This is a genomic window from Chitinivibrionales bacterium, assembly GCA_035516255.1.
GTDB lineage: Bacteria > Fibrobacterota > Chitinivibrionia > Chitinivibrionales > FEN-1185 > FEN-1185.
The window spans coordinates 56,906-77,897 of sequence record DATJAL010000007.1 but is presented as its reverse complement, the minus strand read 5'-3'; the positions used below and the strand labels follow the sequence as shown (position 1 = coordinate 77,897).

At 54.4% G+C, this 20,992-nt stretch carries 18 protein-coding genes; 11 read left to right on the top strand and 7 right to left on the bottom strand.

Features of this window, described 5'->3' with window-relative positions; genetic code table 11:
- Nucleotides 1–5 precede the first annotated feature (5 nt).
- The 4 genes from VLX68_03210 (at nt 6) to VLX68_03195 (ending at nt 5,181) form a co-directional block, all read left to right on the top strand.
- Nucleotides 6–815: a class I SAM-dependent methyltransferase gene (locus VLX68_03210; protein ID HUI91236.1), complete on the top strand. Its 810-nt coding sequence runs from the start codon at nt 6–8 to the stop codon at nt 813–815.
- The gene (gene ftsE / locus VLX68_03205) at nt 812–1,510 is read left to right on the top strand and encodes a cell division ATP-binding protein FtsE (GenBank protein HUI91235.1); all 699 of its coding nucleotides are present in this window, start codon (nt 812–814) and stop codon (nt 1,508–1,510) included. Before VLX68_03210 ends, ftsE begins: the two co-directional genes overlap by 4 nt.
- The gene (locus VLX68_03200; protein HUI91234.1) at nt 1,507–2,454 is read left to right on the top strand and encodes an NAD-dependent epimerase/dehydratase family protein; all 948 of its coding nucleotides are present in this window, start codon (nt 1,507–1,509) and stop codon (nt 2,452–2,454) included. The genes ftsE and VLX68_03200 overlap by 4 nt, the downstream gene beginning before the upstream one ends.
- A 291-nt stretch (nt 2,455–2,745) precedes the next feature.
- Nucleotides 2,746–5,181, top strand: coding sequence for an SLBB domain-containing protein (locus tag VLX68_03195; protein HUI91233.1), 2,436 nt, complete (start codon nt 2,746–2,748; stop codon nt 5,179–5,181).
- Nucleotides 5,182–5,307: 126 nt separating this feature from the next.
- Here VLX68_03195 and gyrA read toward each other — a convergent pair whose 3' ends face one another.
- From gyrA to recF, 5 genes are all read right to left on the bottom strand, one after another.
- Nucleotides 5,308–7,875, bottom strand: a complete 2,568-nt coding sequence (gyrA, locus tag VLX68_03190) for a DNA gyrase subunit A (protein HUI91232.1) — start codon at nt 7,873–7,875, stop codon at nt 5,308–5,310.
- A 164-nt stretch (nt 7,876–8,039) separates the two neighbouring features.
- Entirely contained in the window at nt 8,040–8,816 is a 777-nt protein-coding gene (gene surE, locus VLX68_03185) for a 5'/3'-nucleotidase SurE (GenBank protein HUI91231.1), read from the bottom strand.
- Between the two features lie 134 nt (nt 8,817–8,950).
- Nucleotides 8,951–10,888, bottom strand: a complete 1,938-nt coding sequence (gyrB, locus tag VLX68_03180) for a DNA topoisomerase (ATP-hydrolyzing) subunit B (protein HUI91230.1) — start codon at nt 10,886–10,888, stop codon at nt 8,951–8,953.
- A 21-nt stretch (nt 10,889–10,909) separates the two neighbouring features.
- Complete coding sequence (locus tag VLX68_03175; protein ID HUI91229.1) at nt 10,910–11,203, bottom strand: DUF721 domain-containing protein; 294 nt, start codon at nt 11,201–11,203, stop codon at nt 10,910–10,912.
- A complete protein-coding gene (gene recF / locus VLX68_03170; GenBank protein ID HUI91228.1) occupies nt 11,200–12,297 on the bottom strand; it encodes a DNA replication and repair protein RecF in 1,098 nt (365 codons plus the stop codon). The genes VLX68_03175 and recF overlap by 4 nt, the downstream gene beginning before the upstream one ends.
- 326 nt (nt 12,298–12,623) lie before the next feature.
- Here recF and greA point away from each other — a divergent pair, with 326 nt between their 5' ends.
- Nucleotides 12,624–13,109: a transcription elongation factor GreA gene (gene greA, locus VLX68_03165; protein HUI91227.1), complete on the top strand. Its 486-nt coding sequence runs from the start codon at nt 12,624–12,626 to the stop codon at nt 13,107–13,109.
- Between the two features lie 10 nt (nt 13,110–13,119).
- On the opposite strand, the gene hemW is transcribed toward greA, so the two are convergent.
- The gene (hemW, locus tag VLX68_03160; GenBank protein ID HUI91226.1) at nt 13,120–14,262 is read right to left on the bottom strand and encodes a radical SAM family heme chaperone HemW; all 1,143 of its coding nucleotides are present in this window, start codon (nt 14,260–14,262) and stop codon (nt 13,120–13,122) included.
- A 140-nt stretch (nt 14,263–14,402) separates the two neighbouring features.
- Between hemW and VLX68_03155 the strand changes: the two genes are divergently transcribed.
- The 4 genes from VLX68_03155 to VLX68_03140 are packed head-to-tail and all read left to right on the top strand — an operon-like array spanning nt 14,403 to nt 15,961.
- Complete coding sequence (locus VLX68_03155) at nt 14,403–14,600, top strand: type II toxin-antitoxin system VapB family antitoxin (GenBank protein ID HUI91225.1); 198 nt, start codon at nt 14,403–14,405, stop codon at nt 14,598–14,600.
- Entirely contained in the window at nt 14,597–14,956 is a 360-nt protein-coding gene (locus VLX68_03150) for a PIN domain-containing protein (GenBank protein HUI91224.1), read from the top strand. The genes VLX68_03155 and VLX68_03150 overlap by 4 nt, the downstream gene beginning before the upstream one ends.
- A gap of 7 nt (nt 14,957–14,963) precedes the next feature.
- Nucleotides 14,964–15,455 (top strand): signal peptidase I, encoded by a 492-nt coding sequence (gene lepB / locus VLX68_03145; GenBank protein ID HUI91223.1) that lies wholly within the window; start codon nt 14,964–14,966, stop codon nt 15,453–15,455.
- Complete coding sequence (locus tag VLX68_03140) at nt 15,452–15,961, top strand: hypothetical protein (GenBank protein ID HUI91222.1); 510 nt, start codon at nt 15,452–15,454, stop codon at nt 15,959–15,961. Before lepB ends, VLX68_03140 begins: the two co-directional genes overlap by 4 nt.
- Before the next feature lie 120 nt (nt 15,962–16,081).
- Here VLX68_03140 and VLX68_03135 read toward each other — a convergent pair whose 3' ends face one another.
- Complete coding sequence (locus tag VLX68_03135) at nt 16,082–18,472, bottom strand: vitamin B12-dependent ribonucleotide reductase (GenBank protein HUI91221.1); 2,391 nt, start codon at nt 18,470–18,472, stop codon at nt 16,082–16,084.
- A gap of 336 nt (nt 18,473–18,808) precedes the next feature.
- Here VLX68_03135 and prfB point away from each other — a divergent pair, with 336 nt between their 5' ends.
- Together prfB and VLX68_03125 are read left to right on the top strand one after the other, a co-directional pair.
- A complete protein-coding gene (gene prfB / locus VLX68_03130; GenBank protein HUI91220.1) occupies nt 18,809–19,861 on the top strand; it encodes a peptide chain release factor 2 in 1,053 nt (350 codons plus the stop codon).
- Between the two features lie 256 nt (nt 19,862–20,117).
- A complete protein-coding gene (locus VLX68_03125) occupies nt 20,118–20,876 on the top strand; it encodes a Nif3-like dinuclear metal center hexameric protein (protein HUI91219.1) in 759 nt (252 codons plus the stop codon).
- The last annotated feature ends 116 nt before the right edge of the window (nt 20,877–20,992 follow it).

Genomic DNA, 20,992 nt, shown 5'->3' with positions numbered 1-20,992 from the left:
TGTCCGTGAACTATCGCGCACTTGCCCCGCTCTACGACCGGCTCATGGCGCATGTCGGATACCACCGGTGGCACTCCCTTATCGAAGAAATCATCCATCGATATTGCGCGGCGGCGCGGCCGTCGATTTTTGAAATCGGGGCGGGAACGGGCATGCTGGGGGAGCGGCTCTGCGCTGCGGGGTTTCACTACATCGCCTCCGACCTTTCGCATCCGATGTGCGTCCAGGCGCGGCGCCGCCTCAAAAACGTGGTCTGCGCCGACGGCCGGCTGCTCCCGCTCAGGGGTCGGGCCGGCTTCGACCTCGTTCTCTTCCTGTACGACGGCATCAATTATTTGCTGGACAAAGCGGAATATGAGCGGCTGTTTTCGGAGGTTTATGCGCACCTCTACCGGGACGGCCTTTTTCTGTTCGACGTGACCACGGTGTATAATTCGACCGCCAATTTCAACGAATACGTTGACGCCGACGATTTCGGCGAGCATTTTTATTTCAGGCACAGCTATTATCAGCCGTTCAAGAACATGCAGTATAACGACTTCACGATTTTCAGCCGCAACAACGGTTCAGGCGCCGCGCCGCGGGACGATGGTGCCGGAGCGCTTGCGCTGTCGCTTGACAATAGCGACGATTGCCTGTATACCAAGAGCATGGAACACCACGAGCAAAAGGTGTTTCCCGTGAACGTCATAAAGGGCTTTGTCCCCCCGCGGCTATTCGATATCCTGGGCATGTGGGACGATTTCTCGTTTAAAAAGCACACCGCCTGCTCCGAGCGGGTGCATTTTCTGCTGCGGAAAAAGGACGGCGCATGATCCAGTTTTCTCATGTGACGAAATCGTACGGCGGCGCCTTCGAGGCGCTCACCGACGTGTCTTTCTTTATTGACAAGGGCGAATTTGTGTTCCTCACCGGCGCCAGCGGCGCGGGCAAGACCACGCTCCTCAAGCATATCTACATGGAGGAGCTCCCCACCAAGGGCCAGGTGTTCGTGGGCGGGTACGATTCGAAATACATGCAAGGCCGGGACATCCCCTATCTGCGGCGCAAGCTGGGCATCGTGTTCCAGGACTTCCGCCTGCTTACCGACCGCAACGTGTTCGAGAACGTCGCCTTCGCGCTGCGCGTCACGGGCCTCGGGGAGCGCCAGGTGAAGCGGAAGGTGTTCGAGGTGCTCGCCCTTACCGGCCTTTCCCACAAATGCGCGTATTTTCCGCTGCAGCTTTCGGGCGGCGAACAGCAGCGCGTGTGCATTGCGCGGGCCATTGTCAATGACCCATGGATCATGCTTGCCGACGAGCCCACGGGCAACCTCGATGTGGGCGTTTCAAAGGAGATCATGCTTCTGTTCCAGAAGATCAACAGTTGGGGCACCACGGTCATCATGGCCACGCATGACGTGTACCTCAAGCAGCAGTACCATTACCGTGAACTGGTGCTCGACAGGGGCGCCCTCATCCACGGCGCCGACAGCACGGTGCGGCCGAAAACGGGGAGGCAGTACGCATGATCCTTGTCACTGGAGCTGCCGGGTTCATCGGGTTCCACGTTGTAAAGCGGCTGTGCGGACAGGGTGAGGAAGTCGCAGGTGTCGACAATGTGAACGCTTATTACGATCCATCGCTCAAGGAAGCTCGTCTTAAAAAGCTTGAGTCTTGCAGGGGCTTCCATTTTTACCGGATGGACATCTGCGATTATAACGAACTGAAATCCATCGCGTCACGATATAGGTTTTCTAAAATCTGCCATCTCGCCGCGCAGGCGGGCGTCCGGTACTCCATCGAAAACCCGTTTGCATATCAGAAATCGAACAACGAAGGGTTTCTTAATCTCATAGAAATCGCGCGTCATCACCAGGTTGAGAATTTCGTTTATGCCTCCTCCTCTTCGGTGTACGGCGGAAACACGAAACTGCCGTTTTCCGAGGGCGACAGGGTGGACAGTCCCATTTCCCTCTACGCGGCCACCAAACGTTCCAACGAGCTCACCGCACACTGTTACAGCCACCTGTACGGTCTCAACTGTTCGGGCCTTCGGTTTTTCACCGTGTACGGTCCGTGGGGAAGGCCGGACATGGCCCTGTTTCTTTTTACCAAGGCGATTCTTGAAAACAGGCCGATTGAAGTTTTTAATCAGGGAAACATGAAAAGGAATTTCACGTACATCGATGATATTGTCGAGGGCGTTTTACTCGCGCTTTCGCATCCGGTACGGCATGAAATTTACAACATAGGAAACAGCAAAGCTGAAAATCTCATGGATTTCATCGGTGAGATTGAAAAGAACCTTGGGAAAAAAGCAAAAATGGAATACAGGCCGATGCAGGCCGGCGATGTGCCGGCAACGGTGGCGGATATCCAAAAATTGTCAAAACTCGGATATTCTCCTAAGACAAACATTGATGAGGGAATAAAGAAATTTGTGGCGTGGTATAGGGAATATTACAAAGTATAATTATGAGGGGGAAATTAATTGATAAGTGGCAGATTTATTTGAGGGATAAAGCACCATAAAAATCATCTTTATTTGTGATCCTCTTGTTTTTCTTGCCTTGTAAAAGCACAACTAATAGTAGTTTCCGGTCCGACAATCATTTAAACGCAATTAAATTGAGAAAATAAATTATTTTTTTATTGTCTCTTATTGTAAATTATGATAAAGTGGTATAATTAATCACTTGATAGTGATGTACGATATATCATCCATTTCAAGTAAGGGTTTAAGAGAATGAAAACAACGACAAGAATGACAACCTTAATCTTTGTCTTTCTTTTTGGGGTATGTTTTGCCCAATACCAAGCTGATTTTAAAGACAGCCTGGCCCTGATGCAATACCTCAAACAAAAAGGATTGTCTGATGTTGAAATAAAAAACCTGAGGCAGACAATGGAAAAGAGGGTCGCGGCGACGCAGGCCCAGCCCAAGGACACCCTTAAACGGGATACCACGCTTTCACTTGACACAACAGCTGCCCGAAAGAAAATCGATTCGACCGGTATTTTTTCCATATACGAGAACATGTTGCGGAACAAGATTGTCGATCCTGATTCACTGCTCAAAACCCTTACGATTTTCGGACTCGATATTTTTACCGGCACAAAACCCACAACGTTTGTTCCCGCAGATTACGGCGCAACGCCTGCAGATTACATCGTAGGCACCGGAGACGAGGTCATTGTCCTGCTATGGGGGAGGATCAATGAGGAATACCGGCTCAAAATCGACAGGGACGGAAAAATCAATATACCGCGCATCGGACCGCTGCCCGTGGCGGGACTGCCCTACACTGCGCTGCAGAAAAACATCCTTGACCGCGTGCAGAACATCGAAGGCGTACAGACAACGGTTTCCCTGGGTGAATTGCGATCTATCGGTGTGTTCATCGTCGGCGAGGTGAAATCGCCGGGGTATTACACCGTAAGTGGGCTGTCAAACGTTACAAACGCGCTGTTTGCGGCGGGAGGTCCCACAAGGCGCGGGTCGCTGCGCAACATCCAGCTCAAGCGGAACGGTAGCACCATCGCTACGGTCGATTTCTATGATTTTCTCATGTCGGGCAGCGACAACACGCGGCTTCGGCTCAAATCGGGCGATGTCATCATGGTCCCGGTTGTGAAGAAGATGGTCGCCATCGCGGGCAACGTGCGGCGAAGCGCGCTATATGAAATCAAACCTAATACCACGCTCAAGGAAGCGCTCCAGCTGGCGGGAGGGGTTTCACCAACCGGATGGGTCAGCCGGATCCAGGTCGAGCGTTACAAAGACAACCAGTTTCAGGTGGTGCTCGATCTGACGTCGGAAACCCCGGGATCTATTCCCGATTTCGAGGTACAGGACGGTGATGTCATTAAAATTTTCCCCATTGTCGAAAAAAACAAGAACGCCGTTTATCTTTCAGGCAACGTCATGCGGCCGGGCAAATATGAATACAAGCCTGGCATAAAGGTGTCCGACATTATCCCCGATTTCCATGCTCTGCAGCCCGAGACCTACTTCGACTACGCCCTTGTCCTGCGCCAGGAGCCGCCTTCGTTCCTTAACCGGCTCATCCCGTTCAATCTTAAAAAGGCGCTGGACGACCACGCTTCAGACCAGAACATTCCGCTGCAGCCGCGCGACGAAGTCGTTATTTACTCGCGCGATTATTTCGAGCCTGAGAGAAATGTCACCATCGACGGCGCCGTGACCAACCCCGGGCAGCAGAAGCTCCTTGAAAACATGAAGGTCCGCGACCTCATCATCAAGGCCGGCGGTCTTGCCGAAGAGGCAAGTCCGCAGCACGGCGAGATTTACCGCCGTAACTACAACGGCGAAATCGTGTCCACCGAAAAGATAAGCTTCTGCGTTTCCTGCGCGCTGAACGACGATTCCCTGAACAATATCTTGCTTAAAAAATTCGACCGGGTTTACATCCGCACCAAAAAAGGCTGGGAGGATGAACGGCGGGTCGTGCTAAAGGGCGAATTCGTTTTTCCCGGTGAATATGTGATTTTAGAAAAAGAAACCCTGGGACATCTCATCGAGCGGGCCGGAGGGTTTACACCGGAAGCATACCTTCCCGCGGCGCTGGTGACCAGGACATCGGTGCAGAAACTGGAGCAGAAGCGAAATGACGAGTACGTGAACCGGCTGGAAGAGGATGTGGTAAAGCTCTCGACCGATCTTGCCTCAAAGGGGCAGAGCTCGGCCGACGCGCAGGCGCTGCTGCAGCAGCAGATGGCGCTCCTGACCAAACTGCGGTCGCAGGGATCCACGGGGCGGATCGTGATCGACCTTACTGTTCCCGCCCATTACGAGAATTTCAATCTTGAGGACGGCGACAGTATATTCGTACCAAAGCTCATGGGCACCGTTTCGGTCATCGGAGAGGTGTTCAATCCCGCGACCTTCAGGTTCGACAACGTGAATGTTAAAGCAAAGTATTATGTGGAAATGGCGGGCGGGTTCAAGGAAAATGCCTCGCAGAAAAATGTGTACATATTCAAGGCCAACGGCAGGATCGTCTCAAATAAAAAAGAGAATGTCATGGAGGCTTCGCTTGCACCCGGGGACGTGATTGTGGTGCCGCAGAAAATCGAATACCAGAACAATTTCAAGACCTTTATGGACACCGTGGACTCTATTTTCAAGATCGCGTCGATTTTATCCATCATAGCCACCCTGATCATTCTCACGCGATAACGCTCTTGCTCACGGAAAAAGGCCGACCTGAACAGGCCGGCCTTTTTTTATTGCATGTCCGCAGCTCTCCCAAGCCTAATTCTCCTCATCAGGACCAGCCTGCCGCGGTACCCCTATGCCGCGCCGTCATGCCTCCGGCGTGTTGGCGGTGCCATGGCGTTCCGCTTGCGCTGCGGCGTTTCCGTTGAAAGGTGCTTGGGGAATGCCGTTTGCCTGTGCCGGGGACGCGTTGTCCGCCTCCGCCTGCTTTTCCACGATCGCGACATCAACCACCTTGTCGCCCTCATCGAGGTTGATGAGCCGCACGCCCTGCGTGTTGCGGCCGATCACCGATATCCTGCCCACGTCGCAGCGGATGATGATGCCGTTCTTTGTGATGAGCATGATGTCGTGTTTGTCGCTCACCCGCTTGAGCGCCACCACCGAGCCGTTGCGCTCCGAGGTCTTGATGTTGATGATGCCCGAGCCCCCGCGGTTAGTCTTGCGGTATTCGGCCACGGGCGTGCGCTTGCCGAAGCCGTTTTCCGTTACCGTGAGCAGCTGGTTCGATTCGTCGACGATCACCATGCTCACAACGCGGTCGTCGCCGACCAGCTTGACCCCGCGCACGCCGCGGGTGTTGCGGCCGAGCTCGCGCGCCGCGCTCTCGTGGAACCGCACGGCCTGGCCGCTTGCGGTGCCGAGGATGACGTCATTATTGCCGTTGGTCAGTTTGCATTCGATCATGCGGTCCCCCTCGTCGAGGTGCATGGCGTTGATGCCGTCCTTGCGGACGTTGGAATAGGAGAGAAGCGGCTGTTTGTTCACCACGCCGCGCTCCGTCGCGGTGATGATGAAATGCGACTCGTCGAACTCCTTGACAGGTACGAATGCCGCGATTTTTTCCTCCGGCCGCAGGCTGAGCAGGTTGACGATCGGTTTCCCGCGCGACTGCCTGCCAGCCTCCGGGATTTTGTACACCTTGAGCCAGTAGCACCTGCCCGCTGTCGTGAAGAACAGGATATGGGTGTGCGCCGACGCAACGAACAGCGTCTCCACGAAATCGTCGTCCTTGGACTCCATGCCGATCACGCCCTTGCCGCCGCGGCCCTGGGTGCGGTAGGCGGTGGCGGCACAGCGCTTGATGTAGCCGGCGTGCGACATGGTGACCACCATGTCCTCGTCCGGAATCATGTCCTCCATGTCGATGTCCATGTCCTCGTCGGACGCATCCACGATCTGCGTCCGTCGCGCGTCCCCGAACCGCTGCTTGAGGTCGAGCAGTTCGGTCTTGATGATGGCCATGCGCCGCTCGCGGCTGGCGAGAATTGCACTGTATTCGGCGATGAGGCGGGCGAGCTCGGCGAGCTCGCTCTCGATTTTTCCCCGCTCCAGGCCGGTGAGCCGGGCAAGCTTCATTTCGAGGATCGCGTGCGCCTGCGCCTCGGAAAACTTGAAGCGCTCCATGAGCTGGTGCTGCGCCTCGTCGGTGGACGGCGACGCCTTGATGAGCGCGACGATCTCGTCGATGTTGTCGATGGCGATCTTGAGGCCCTCGAGGATGTGTGCGCGCTCCTGCGCCCGGGCAAGGTCGTACTGCGTGCGGCGCGTGACCACGGCATGGCGGTGGTCGATGAAGTGCATGATGAGGTCCTTGAGCGGGAGCTGACGCGGCTGCTTATTGACAAGCGCGAGATTGTTGACGGCGAAGGTGTCCTGCAGGCTCGTGAACTTGTAAAGCTGGTTGAGCACCACGTCGGCGAAGCTCTCCTTTTTAACGCCGATCACGATGCGCATGCCCGAGCGGTCCGATTCGTCGCGCAGAAACGAGACGCCGTCGAGCGCCTTTTCGCGCACGAGCTCTGCCATGCGCTCAAGCAGGGCGGACTTGTTCACCATGTAGGGTATCTCGGTCACCACGATCTGCTCGCGGTCGCCCTCCTTCTCCACCTCGGCCTTTGCGCGCACGATGAGCCTGCCGTTGCCAGTCTTATACGCGGCGAGGATGCCGTTCTTGCCGTAGATGACGCCGCCCGTGGGGAAATCAGGTCCGGGGATGATGTTGATGAGGTCGAGCACGCCAAGGTCCGGGTTGTCGATGCAGGCCACGATGCCGTCGACCACCTCGTTCATGTTGTGCGGCGCCATGTTCGTGGCCATGCCCACGGCGATGCCGGTACTGCCGTTGAGCAGGAGAAAGGGCAACTTTGCGGGCAGGACCGACGGCTCCTTGAGCGAATCGTCATAGTTAGGCACAAAATCAACCGTGTCCTTGTCAATGTCGGCGAGCATGTCCTCGGCAAGGGCGGTCATGCGGCACTCGGTGTAGCGGTAGGCCGCGGGCGGATCGCCGTCGATGGAGCCGAAGTTTCCCTGGCCCTCCACCATGGGATAACGCAGGGAAAAGTCCTGCGCCATGCGTACGAGCGTGTCGTAGATGGCCATGTCGCCGTGCGGATGGTATTTGGCCATGACGTGGCCGACGACGTTGGCGCATTTCTTGGTGGGCTTGTTGTGCTGGAGACCGATGTCCTCGAGCCCCATGAGCACGCGGCGGTGCACCGGCTTGAGCCCGTCGCGCACGTCCGGGAGCGCCCGCGCCGTGATCATGCTCATGGAATAGTCGAGATACGACTTGCGCATCTCGTCTTCGATAAGCACCGGGGATATGCTCAAGGGCTGCTGCTGGGGCTGGGCTTGGTTGTCTTCTGGCATGAAACCGTCTCCTTATGACAGGATTGGCTGAACTTTCTTGTATTGATTTGAAAAGATTTTTCGCAAAGATCGCAAAAGGAACCAAGAACAGATTGAGTTAAAACACCCTGGAAAAACTTTATAATCTTGGCGGTAAACCCTTTTTTCAGGATTAAAATCAAACATTATAGGTCCTCCAAACCGCCCAACAGCGGCAGCGCCCACTCGGCAGTCGCGTCGAACCCCAGGGGTGAAACCGTGATGTAGTTGTTCATCAGCGCGCGCGAATCGTAGGTGTCAAGTTCCTCGACGTCCTTCTTGTCGCCGTACACCACATAGCCGGGTTGCTGCACCGCGGTCTCCACGCGCCGGTAGCGGTCGTCGAAGAACGCGGTGCTCTGGCGCGTCACCTTGACGCCGCGGCATTTACCGGGCGCGCAGCCGGGAAAATTGACATTGTAGAATACGCATCTGCCGTTCTCGGCCGGCCCGATTTCGGCGATGCCCCTGAAGATGGCGAGCGCCCTTTGGCAGTAAGGCTCCACGAAGTTACCCGCGTTGGCGCACAGGGAAAAGGCGGCGCTCGGCACGCGCCAGAACGCGCCCTCACGCGCCGCCGCCACCGTGCCCGAATAAAAGGCGCAGATGCCGGAATTCTCGCCGATGTTCATGCCCGACACCACGAAATCGGGCTTATGCTTGAGCAGGACGCTGAGCGCGAACTTCACGCAGTCGGACGGCGTGCCGTTGATGATATACCCCTTCATCCCGAGTTCTGCCGGCAGATCGCGGTAATGCAGGGGCCGGTCGAGGGTGAAGGCGTGGCCGATGCCGCTTTGCTCGGTTTCCGGCGCCGCCACCACTACGTCGTGCTCGGCGTTCAGCGCGGAATACATCTGTTTGAGGCCTGCCGAGTCGTAGCCGTCGTCGTTTGTCAAGAGTATGCTGAGGCGCTTGGTCATAGTGTGTTTGTTTGATTTTATTTTATCGTTCGCGCCTCACCCCTTCGTCAAGTTCGGGGCACCCCTCTTCCCCTCTCCACTTGTGGAGAGGGGAAGAGGGGTCGGGGGAGTTTGGGTGAGGCGAAAATCGAAGATCAAATATCCAAATTCTTTACTTTATAATAATTCTCTTCAATAAACTTCCGGCGCGATTCAACGTCTTCGCCCATGAGCATGGTGAATACCTTGTCGGCCTCGATGCCGTCCTCGAGTTTTACCTGCAGGAGCGAGCGCGTGGATGGGTTCATGGTGGTGGCGGCGAGCTGGTCAGGGTTCATCTCGCCGAGTCCCTTGTATCGCTGCACCGTGAGGTTTTTCTTTTCCTTCCATTCCTCAACGATCCTGTCTTTTTCATCGTCGGTGAAAAGGTACTTTTCGTCCTTGCCCGCTTTTACCCGGTACAGCGGCGGCTGCGCTATGTAAACAAAGCCCTTTTCGATCAGCATCGTCATATGCCGGAACAGGAAGGTGAGCAGGAGCGTGCGGATGTGCGAGCCGTCGACGTCGGCGTCGGTCATGATGATGATCTTGTGATAGCGCACCTTGTCGCCCGCGAACCCGTCCTCGTCCTCGGACGCGCCGAACCCGGTGCCGAGCGCCTGAACCATGTCCTGGATGGTCTCGTGCTCGAGGATCTTGTCGATGCGCGCTTTTTCCACATTCAGGATTTTTCCCTTGAGCGGCAGAATCGCCTGGAACGTGCGGTCGCGGCCCATTTTCGCGCTGCCGCCGGCGCTGTCGCCCTCGACGAGGAACAGCTCGCATTTTTCCGGGTCGCGTTCCTGGCAGTCGGCGAGCTTGCCGGGAAGGCCGCCGCCGTCCATGAGCGTCTTGCGCCGTGCGAGCTGGCGCGCCTTGCGTGCCGCCTCGCGGGCAATGGCAGAGTTGATGCATTTCTCAATGATTTTCCGGGCAACGGGCGGGTTTTCCTCAAGGTACGCGCCAAGCACCTCCACCACGGCCGCCTCCACCGTGGCGGCGACCTCCGAATTGCCCAGCTTGCCCTTGGTCTGGCCCTCGAACTGGGGATTGGGAAGCTTGACGCTGATGATGGCGGTGAGGCCCTCGCGCAGGTCCTCGCCCTTGATCTCGAGCTGGTTGTTTCCCTTGAGCAGGTTGTAACTCGTGATGTAGTTGTTGACGGCGCGCGTGAGCCCCCGCTTGAAACCCGCCAGGTGCGTGCCGCCGTCCACCGTATTGATATTGTTTGCAAAAGAGAAAATGTTCTCGACGTACGAGTCGTTGTACTGCATCACGACCTCGATGTCGGTGCTGTCGCGCTCCTCGTGGAAGTAAATGGGCTCATCGTGGAGTGCGACCTTGTTTTCGTCGAGGTACTTGATGAACGACACGAGGCCGCCCGGGTAGCAGAACGTGTGTTTCTTGTCCTCGGTGCGCTCGTCGGCAATGGTGATGGTGATCCCCTTGTTGAGGAACGCCAGCTCGCGCAGGCGCTTGGAAAGGATGTCGAAGCTGTATTCGGTGGTCTCGAACACGGCGGCATCGGGCTTGAAGCGGATTGTGGTGCCGGTTCTATCGGTCGTGCCGGTCACCTTGACATCCTCCTCGGGCACGCCGTGGTTGAACTTCATGAAATGGACCTTGCCGCCGTGGTACACCTCGGCCTCGAGCCACACCGACAGCGCGTTGACGCAGGAGACGCCCACGCCGTGGAGCCCGCCCGAGATCTTGTAGGAGGTGTTGTCGAACTTGCCGCCCGAATGCAGCGTGGTGAGCACGAGCTGGAGCGCCGACATCTTTTCCTCCTCGTGCCAGTCGACCGGGATGCCGCGGCCGTTGTCGGTCACCGACACCGAGTTGTCCTTGTGCACGGTCACATCGATGTTCGTGCAGAACCCCGCGAGCGCCTCGTCGATGGAGTTGTCCACCACCTCGTACACGAGGTGGTGCAGCCCCGGCGAGCCCGTGCTCCCGATGTACATGGCGGGCCGCTTGCGCACGGCGTCGAGCCCTTTGAGTATCTTGATGTTTTTCGCGCTGTACTGGCTTTGGTCAGCAACATGGTCATTCATGGAAGATGCCTTTCTGCGATGTCAGAAAAACACGATGTCGCGGATCGTGGTGCACGGCGTTTCCTTTTTTATCGAGTCGAGCAGGTGCTGCTTGACAAAACTGATTTCCTGGCGCCAAGGCGCGGACGCGACGCGCACGAACAACACGCCGTTCTCCACCCGCGAGCATTCGGTGACCGACGCAACTTTTTTCCCCACCAGCTCGGGCCACCTGCGCACCACGCCCCATTCGCGGCAGGGCGTCAGGTAGCCTCGCTCGGATAAAACGGCTTCCACGATGTCGCCGATTTTCTCAGGTTTGCTTGAATCGTTCACCGGGCGGTCACGGCTCCTTCCTGAACGGTGAAATGCGGCATGTCGGCAAGGCGGGGCTCCCGGTTGGACGGCGCGGTAATGAGGAGCTGGCCGCGTCGTTCGAGCAGCGGGAACACGCGGGAGGTTCTCATTGCGTCAAGGTAGCTCACCGCGTCGTCAAAAAGAAAGATCATGGCTTCTTTGCGGTAGCGGCCGCTTACCAGCACCGATGACATGCGCAGCGACAGGGAAATGGTGGAGCATTGCCCGATCGAGGCGAAAGACCTGGCGTCGTTTCCATTCACGAATAAGGCAACATCGTCCCGGTGGGGCCCCACCGAAGAATAACAGTTCTGAATGTCCCTGTTTTTTGCGTTTTTAAGGCTGCTGTAAAATTCCTTTTTCCAGTCTTTTTCCGCTCCGGAATCGCATTTCACCGAAGGCCGGTATTCCATGGCCGCCGATTCGGAGCCGCCGCTTATTTCGCCGTAATAATTGGCAAAAACCGGCGCCATGGCGGCGCACAGCTCGTGGCGTTTTGCAAAGACGGGCGCCCCATGAAGCACCATTGCGTCTTCGTAGGCATCAAGTTGGGCGTCCGCGAAACGTTTTGACAGGAGATTGTTGCGTTGCGTGAGGTTTTTTTTATACATAATAAGAGAGTCGAGATAGGCCGGGTCTATCTGACTGATGAAAATATCAAGAAAGTTCCTGCGCTCCCGGGGCGCGCCCTGCACGAGCTTTAGGTCGTCGGGCCCGAACGAAACCGCCATGCCGTGCCCCAGCCACTGGGAAAAGGAGGATATGGCGCGGTCGTTCACTTTCATGCTCACTTTTTGCTCGCGGTTGAACCCGATGGAAACCTGTGTTTCGGCGCCGTTTTCCTTTTTGCTGAACACGCCTTCCACATAGGAATAATCCGAAGAAAACCGTATCAGATCGCCCCGTGCAGCACCGCGCTGGGACCGTGCTGTGCACAGCAAAAAAACAGCTTCCAACAGGTTTGTTTTGCCGCTTCCATTCGGGCCGGAAAAAAGGGCTCCTCTTTCGGGGATGTCTAAAGATAAGTCTTTGTAATTTCGGAAGTTATCAAGGTGAAGGCGGGATAAATACATATAATGAAAATATAAATTATAGATTATTCATATATATAGTCTTTTTATGGATTCTTCGGAAAAAACTCCTTTCATTTTGTCAACCAAATGCAAGACGGATTGATGCTGAAAATGGCCGAAAATTAAAGCGGGATTTTGGTCGGATTTCATCAAGAAAAATACAGCTGCGCGCAAAATATTTATCAAACCACTTGACTTGCCAAAAGCCTATAATTTTTATTTATACCGTAAGGACATTTTACGCCAGGCAACGCAAATTCCCGGTCCCTGCGCAGGGGGCGGGGAATTTTTTATTATAAGCCTGACACCACCAAACGGAGGTCGGCGTGGACGACGGTCTCATTTACATGAGCAAAGAAGCCTACGACAAATTGCAGGAGCAGCTCACGGAGCTGAAAACCGTGAAGCGAAAAGAAATTTCCATCCAGCTGCACGAAACGCGCGAGCACGGTGACATCGGCGAAAACGCCGAATATGAGGCGGCAAATGAATTGAAGACGTTCAACGAGATGAGAATCAGGGAACTCGAGGACAAGCTTTCGCGCTCGCGGATCGTCAATGAGGGAGAACTGCCTCAGGGCAAAGCCGTACTGGGCACCACCGTGCGCATCAGGGACCTTGACACAAAGGAAGAAATCGATTATACGCTCGTCTCCGAGGTGGAGGCCGATATAGCACAGGACAAGATATCGGTGTCGTCGCCGGTGGGCAAGGGATTGCTGGGGCACGCGGAGGGGGAGAAGGTGGAGATTAAGGTGCCGAAAGGGATTTTGAAATATGAGATTTTGAAGATTTCGAGGGCGGGAAAGTAATGGTCAGCTTTTAGATAAGTTTCTTGACAATGCTATCGGTAAGTAACATTCCCTTTTCTGTCAAGGACCATCTTGATTTTTCATGAATAATTAGTTTTTCACGCAACATATCCTCTAGTACTTTTTTCCTGTTTCCCGAATAAAATTGTTCCCCGGTATTTTTGGAAAAATTCTTTTCATCCAACCCGTCACTCGTCCTCAGACTTAAAAATATCATTTCATCCGCCAATTTCTTTTTATCGATCGTTTCCTCAAAGTCAATCGCTCTTTTTCCATCATTGATCATCGATACGTATTTTTTAACATCCCCGATATTTGCCCACCGTTTTGGGTGCACGTATGAATGCGCGCCGGGGCCCAAGCCGATATATGGCTCATGATTCCAATACGCTTCGTTGTGCCTGCACCGGTGTCCCTCCTTTGCGAAATTCGAGATTTCATACCGTTCAAATCCCGCCTCCCGGCACTTTCTGAATATCAGGCGCGCCATGTCGCAAACGGTGTCTTCGTCGGGCAGAGGGAGGTTTTTCTCCCTGCCGAACGGCGAATTTTCGCATATTGTCAACTCGTATGCTGAAAGATGCTTCACGATTTGCGCTGAAAGCGCGGCGGCAAGCGTTTTTTCAAAGGAATCAATCGTTTGATTCGGAAGGCCGTACATGATGTCGAGCCCTATGGAATTGAATTGTCGAAGCGCAGGGGAATGTAATGCCGCAAACGCCTCTCCGGCAAAATGGGGCCTGCCCAAAATCCGCAGTTCTTCATCCACAAATGATTGAACACCGAAAGCCAACCTTGTTACGCCCATCGAATGCCAAAGTTGTGCTTTTTCCTGAGTGAATGAATCCGGATTGCACTCGATTGTCCATTCAATACCTTGAGCCAGATTGAACTGACTTGTCAATGCCCGATGCATTGATTTCCATTGTTCGACGGAAAGTACAGAGGGCGTCCCGCCGCCGATAAAAAGCGTTTGTAGTGTTGGATCTTCAAGATTCTTCTCTTTTTTGACAAGAGCCCATTCTTTTACCACCGTTTGAATAAAATCATCCGCGAGGAATTTTTCATAGGGGACGGAATAAAAATCGCAGTATAGGCATTTTTTAACGCAGAAAGGAACATGGACATAAAGGGAGAGCGAGGGGTTGGCCATGGCATATTTTCCGATTGTTTAAAAAATAATTCAAAACTTAAACGGATCAAGGCGCTGAAAAATGCTCCACGATGCCGTCACTAAAATGTCTTGAATAATATGCTCGAATAATGCATATTTATATGCATAAGGGGGTATGCATGAGAACGACGCTTATCATTGATGAGGAGACCCTTAAAAAAGCTTCCGAATTAACAGGGGTTAAAGAAAAGACATCTCTCGTGAGAATGGGGTTGGAGTCCCTCATCTCAAGAGAAAGCAGCAAGAGATTGGCAAGGCTTGGAGGCTCGGAAAGGCATCTCAAATATATCAGGAGAAGAAGGGCTGGTGGAAGGTGATTCTGGCCGACACGTCGGTTTGGGTTGACCATTTCGTGCAATCAGATGAAGTTTTAATTCGTTTGCTTGATGACGGCGAAGTTGTAATCCATCCGTTCATCCTAAGTGAATTGGCGTGCGGAAATTTTAAAAATAGAAAAAGCATATTAGCCTTATTGAATGATCTGCCCGTTATTAAGAAAATATCAGATGATGAGTATTTTTTATTTGTCGATCGTCATAGACTCTATGGCATCGGTTTGGGATTCGTCGACATTCATTTACTTGCGGCGGCCCTGATGGCCCGGTGCTCTTTTTATACGCGTGACAAAAGTCTTCTCGCAGCGGCAACATCTTTTGAAATCGAATATACCTGAACCTTCCATGCCCTGGTATCTCCGTCTTCTCGTCGGCAAATCTCCACGGCGGACGCTTGTCCGGGCGATCATTATCGCTGCCATCGCTTTTATCGCATTCAGATACCTGTTTATTCCCGTCCATCTCAGGGGCGCGAGCATGGAACCTTCGTATGCCAACGGGTCGGTGAATTTTGTCAACACGCTCCGCTTCCGGTTCGGGCCGCCGCGGCGCGGGGATGTGGTGGCGATCAAAATGGCCGGGACGCGCGTTATGCTTTTCAAGCGCATCGTCGGCCTGCCGAATGAACGAATCGGTTTCAGAAACGGAATCCTATTGGTCAATGGTAAAGAATTTCAGGAGCCCTATGTCGTGCATCGCGAACAATGGAACATGCCCGAGGTCGTGACGGGAGAAAACGAATATTTTGTCGTGGGTGATAATCGCGGCACCGCGATCGAGGAACATGCGCTGGGCCGCGTTGACAAACGCAGAATCGTGGGAGGACCGTTATTTTGAAGAACACCAAGAGAAATGTGCTCATCATTGTCCTTGTCCTTGTTGCCGGCATGATCATCTGGCTCATGACGCAGGACTGGGACCAGCGCCGCATCCGCAAGAACCTCGACCTTTTGGCGGCGGCCGTGTACAAGCCGAGGGGCATTACGATACAAGGCGTCGACCTTTTCAAGCGGGTCGCCATACTCAGGAAGGTGATTGCAGCGGACTGTATCATAGCGCCGGGCGAGCCGGTTCCCCAGATCACCGGGCTCGATGAAGTGTGCGGGTTATTTGCCCAGGGCATCAACATGGTGGCGGAGCTTAAGGTGGTGTTTAAGGACGTGACGTTGACCATGGCGCCGGGACGCGCAAGCGCCACCGCGACAATGACTGCGGAGGGAATCGGCACCGATCTTCAGGGCGGCCCAAAACAGTATGATGCGCGCGAAATTGAAATGACCTGGAAAAAGATTGAGGGCAAATGGAAAATTGCCGAGGTGAAAGAGATTAAGACGCTACACTAGTTCATATCAAATCACCGCAAAGACGCAAAGAACGCAAAGGTGGGTTGGATAAGAATATCTTCTGGAGTAAATTTCTCTTTGCGACTTTTGCGCCTTTGCAGTGAGGTTTACAAGTGGCGATCATCCGCACTTTGAATACCCGCACGTCTTGCACGTTGCGCAGCCTTCCTCATGCACCAGCATGGTGCCGCATTGCGGGCATTGCGGGCAGAAGCCAAGGTCGAGCCCGGTGTATTTTATTTTCGCCACGGTCCCGCTGGTCACGCCTTCAGTCTTGCCTTCAAAGTCCGCGATGCCCTGTTCGAGCACATGACCGATTGCGTCGGCGCATGAAAGGATCATCTCGCCTTCCATCCACGTGGGGATCGGGCACCTGATGCCGCGCAGCTGCTCCGCGATGGACTTGGGATCGACCCCGGCCCGCAATGCCAGGGAAATGAGCCGTGAAACCGCCTCGGAGTTTGATGCGGGGCAGCCGCCTGATTTTCCCATCTGGGTGAAAATTTCGCACAGCCCGATGTTGTCGGCGTTGACGTTTACGTACAGGTTGCCGCACCCGGTTTTCGTTTTATAGGTGCGGCCGTGTGTGACGGCCGGCCGCGGCCGCGGATGGATGGTGCCGGGTATGGCGATGTCGCCGCCCGTCTGGGTCGCGCCCTTTTTTGCCGACGTGCCAGAGGTGATCACCTGGTTTTTCCTGGTGCCGTCGCGGTACACCGTGACGCCCTTGCACCCGAGCTCGTATGCGTAAAGAAAGACCTCCTCGACGTCTTTTGCGGTCGCTTCATTCTTGAAGTTGACGGTCTTCGAAACGGCGTTGTCGGTGTATTTCTGGAACGCGGCCTGGATGCTGATGTGCCACCGCGGCTCGATGTCGTGCGCGGTGACGAAGATGTCGCGGATGCGGCGTGGAATGCCGTAGATCTTGCTGAGGCTGCCCGAGAATGCGACCATTTTCATGAGCTCGTCTGAATAGAACCCCTCGTCCTGCGCCACACGCTTGAATTCCGGGTGCACTTCGAGCAGGTGCTGGCCGTCGAGCACGTTTTTTTCATAGACAATGGCGAACAGCGGCTCGATGCCGCTTGAGGCGCCGGCGATCATGCTGATGGTGCCCGTGGGCGCGATGGTGGTCACGGTGGCGTTGCGCACCTTGAGCCCGCCCTCGCGGTCGTACACCGATCCCTTGAAGTTGGGGAACACCCCGCGCTCCTGCGCGAGGAACGCGCTCACACGGCGCGCCTCTTCGTGGATGAACTTCATGACCTCTTCGGCCACATTGGCCGCCGCCGGAGAATTGTAGGGCACGCCGAGCTCGATGAGCAGGTCGGCAAAACCCATTACGCCGAGGCCGATCTTGCGGTTCCCCTTTGTCATCTTCTCGATCTGCGGGAGGGGATAGGAGTTCACCTCGATCACGTTGTCGAGGAAACGGACCGCGGTGCGGATCGTGTTACCGAGCTTGAGGTAATTGATCTCTTTTTTTCCGTTGGTTTCGGTGATCATGTGCGCGAGGTTGATGGAGCCGAGGTTGCACGACTCGTAAGGAAGCAGGGGCTGCTCGCCGCAGGGATTGGTGCTTTCGATCTCGCCGAGCTGCGGCGTAGGGTTGTCGGCGTTGATCTTGTCGAGGAACACGATGCCCGGCTCGCCGTTTTTCCACGAAAGCTCCACGATGCGCTTGAACACCTGCGACGCCTTGAGCTTGCCCACGGCCTCTCCCGAGCGCGGGTTCTTGAGGTCGTACTCACCGTCGCGCTTGAGCGCTTCCATGAATTCCTTGGTGATGCCGACCGAGATATTGAAGTTGGCTAAAACGCCGTCCTTTTCCTTGATCTCGATGAAGTCCATTATCTCGGGGTGCGTGCAGTTGAGGATCCCCATGTTGGCGCCGCGGCGCGTGCCGCCCTGCTTCACGGTTTCGGTGGCCACGTCGAACACCCGCATGAACGACAGCGGCCCGCTCGAAACGCCCTTGGTGGATTTTACGGTGTCGTTCTTGGGTCTGATGTGCGAGAAGGAAAATCCCGTGCCGCCGCCGCTCTTATGGATGAGGGCGGTGTTCTTGACTGATTCGAATATCTCCTCCATGGAGTCGCCCACCGGCAGCACAAAACACGCTGAGAGCTGCTGCAGCTCGCGGCCCGCATTCATGAGCGTCGGGGAGTTGGGAAGAAAGTCCAGGTCGGTCATGACGTTGTAGAATTTTTCGGTCCACACGTCGGCGTTCGCGTCGGCGGAAAACTTCTTCTCGGCGCCCGCGATGTTTTCGGCGATGCGGAAGAACATTTCCTCGGGTCCCTCGAGCACGGCGCCGTTATCGTCCTTTTTAAGGTAGCGCTTTTCGAGCACGATGCGCGCGTTGTCGGAGAGCTTCACCTTTTTTTTGAGGAGGCGGTCATGAATTGTTTCACCCTTGATTTCCGCCTCGACCTGTGGAGCGGTCCTCACCACCGCCGACTTCACGGTTTTGTTTGCAGCGCCGCCCAGCGACGAAGTTTCTAATGACATGCGACATTACTCCTTAATTGACAAGGCTTGAATATTTACGCTTCATTTTATCTTCATTATACTACGATTTAAAAAAGGGCGTGTTTTTAAAATATGAATGGAACGGTTTTAAATCAAGATTAAAAAGTAAAAAATATACAATATATGGTATGTTGTTTGCTAAAACTTCAAACATATTGTGTTCCAACAATTTTAATATTATCGTATTTAATACGTATTGGCAAGAAATTTATGAGAGTTGAAATTATTATTGTATTTTAAAGCATCCATGAAATAAAAAAGGAGTTGCAATGGCTGAAAAACTTGAAAAAAATCATCTGTTGGACCTAGCGGGCCGTGTCGAAAACCTGCGGAGGTATCTTTGACGTTGATGAAAAGAGAAAAACCCTTTTAGAAAGCGAACAGGAAACGACACAACAAGGGTTCTGGAACGACAACGAAAAAGCGCAGGCGACCCTCAAGAAAATAAAAAGCCTCAGGGACGTCATCACCCAATGGGACAAGACGAAAAAAGACTCCGACGACATTCTTGAATTGTTTAACCTATCACTGCATGATCCTGACGCGGGTATTACGGCTGAGCTCACCGAGCACGCGTCGCAGCTTGAATCGGAAATAGCGCATCTCGAGTTCGTGCGCAAGCTTTCGGGCGAGGACGACGACCGGCCCGCGATCCTCACCGTCCACAGCGGCGCCGGCGGCACCGAGAGCTGCGACTGGTGCGAGATGCTGTTCCGCATGTATTGCCGGTGGATGGAGAACAAGGGCTTCTCCTACACCGTGCTCGAGAGCCAGCCCGGCGAGGGCGCGGGTCTCAAGAGCGTCACTGCCCAAGTGCAGGGCGATTACGTGTACGGTCATCTCAAGGCGGAATGCGGCGTGCACCGGCTCGTGCGCATCTCGCCGTTCGACGCCAATGCACGGCGCCATACCTCGTTCGCGTCGGTGTATGCCTATCCCATGATCGAGGACGCCGACGATTTCGAGCTTGACGAAAAAGACATCCGTGTGGACACCTACCGCTCCAGCGGCGCCGGCGGCCAGCACGTGAACAAGACCGACTCCGCAGTGCGCATGACGCATATCCCCACCAACATCGTCGTGGCATGCCAGAACGAGCGCTCGCAGATCAAGAACCGGGATGTGGCGATGAAGATTCTCAAGAGCCGCGTCAAGCAGTTTTACAAGGAGCAGGAGGACAAGAAGCGCCAGGACAAGCTTGCGGTGAAGAAGAAGATCGAATGGGGAAGCCAGATCCGCTCCTACGTGCTCCATCCGTACAACCTGGTGAAGGACCACCGTACCGAGGTGGAGACGTCGAACGCGCAGGGAGTATTGGACGGGGACCTGGATATGTTCATTGAGGCTTATTTGCTGAATTTCCAATAGAAAATTTATCAATTTACTAGTGGGAGAGGTTTCCCCCTCGCTGCGTCCCGGCGCGCTTTTTTCAATATTCTCGTTTTCGACAAAGTATTTGCGCGCCGGTACTCCGCTACCCCCTCCTGGGTGCAGCCAGGTGCCGGCAGTTGCAAGCCCGAACCTCTCACTGGGCGCACCCTTGTAGCCGCGGTCGTTGTGGAAAAATAATCAGTTGAAATAATATAGCTGTTCATTTGAAAAAAAATAAGAACAGGAAAATATTATGACAACCAGCCGAGATAATATCGTCAACTATCTAAACTCATTTCTTGAAATCGAAAAAATCAAAGACTCGTCCTGCAATGGCCTTCAAGTGCAAGGCGTTAAGCAGGTAAAAAAAATCGGCCTGGCGGTTGATGCGTGCATGGTGGCGTATAAAAAGGCCGCCGCGAAAAGGTGCCAGATGCTCGTGGTGCACCACGGCCTGATCTGGGACGGCCTCAAAAGCATTCGCGGAGCCGGGCGCGAGCAGGTGCGGTTCCTGCTCGATCACGGCATCAGCCTGTACGCCGCGCACCTGCCGCTCGACCTGCATCCCGAGGTCGGCAACAATGCCGTGCTCGCGAAGGCGCTTGGACTCTTATCGGTAAAGCCATTTGGAAAATACAAGGGCAATTACATCGGCTGTGAAGGCGTTTTGCCGGAAGAAATGACGGTTGACGCAATAGGAAGGTCGTGCGGGAAAATCATCGGCGGCGAGTTTTTCAATCTTCCATTCGGAAAAAAGGAATGCAGGCGCGTCGCCATCGTTTCCGGCGGCGGTTCAGACGCCATTCCGGAGGCGATTGAAAAGGGGATTGACTGCTTTATCACCGGAGAGGCTTCACATTGGAACCATCACGCAGCGCTCGAAGGACATCTCAACGTGCTATACCTGGGGCATTATCATTCGGAAAAACCCGGTGTCAAGGCGGTCGGGAAAAAACTGGAAAAGGAATTTGAGGTTAAGACGGCGTTTCTGGATGTGCCGACGCTGGTGTGAGTGTTCGTTCCGCAAACTTCGCTTCCGCCGCCCTTTTTCTCCAACCACAGATGATTGTTTGCCGTCATATATGAATGAGCAAGGCAAGACAGGTTCTCGGACCGCCGAGGTGCAAT

Excerpts from the sequence above, each read along its gene's own strand:
- VLX68_03200 (HUI91234.1), top strand. The coding sequence starts at position 1,507 with ATGATCCTTGTCACTGGAGCTGCCGGGTTCATCGGGTTCCACGTTGTA.
- VLX68_03125 (HUI91219.1), top strand. The coding sequence starts at position 20,118 with ATGACAACCAGCCGAGATAATATCGTCAACTATCTAAACTCATTTCTT.
- VLX68_03195 (HUI91233.1), top strand. The coding sequence starts at position 2,746 with ATGACAACCTTAATCTTTGTCTTTCTTTTTGGGGTATGTTTTGCCCAA.
- gyrA (HUI91232.1), bottom strand. The coding sequence starts at position 7,875 with ATGCCAGAAGACAACCAAGCCCAGCCCCAGCAGCAGCCCTTGAGCATA.
- lepB (HUI91223.1), top strand. The coding sequence starts at position 14,964 with ATGCCCTGGTATCTCCGTCTTCTCGTCGGCAAATCTCCACGGCGGACG.
- gyrB (HUI91230.1), bottom strand. The coding sequence starts at position 10,888 with ATGAATGACCATGTTGCTGACCAAAGCCAGTACAGCGCGAAAAACATC.
- ftsE (HUI91235.1), top strand. The coding sequence starts at position 812 with ATGATCCAGTTTTCTCATGTGACGAAATCGTACGGCGGCGCCTTCGAG.
- VLX68_03135 (HUI91221.1), bottom strand. The coding sequence starts at position 18,472 with ATGTCATTAGAAACTTCGTCGCTGGGCGGCGCTGCAAACAAAACCGTG.
- VLX68_03155 (HUI91225.1), top strand. The coding sequence starts at position 14,403 with ATGAGAACGACGCTTATCATTGATGAGGAGACCCTTAAAAAAGCTTCC.
- hemW (HUI91226.1), bottom strand. The coding sequence starts at position 14,262 with ATGGCCAACCCCTCGCTCTCCCTTTATGTCCATGTTCCTTTCTGCGTT.
- surE (HUI91231.1), bottom strand. The coding sequence starts at position 8,816 with ATGACCAAGCGCCTCAGCATACTCTTGACAAACGACGACGGCTACGAC.
- recF (HUI91228.1), bottom strand. The coding sequence starts at position 12,297 with ATGTATTTATCCCGCCTTCACCTTGATAACTTCCGAAATTACAAAGAC.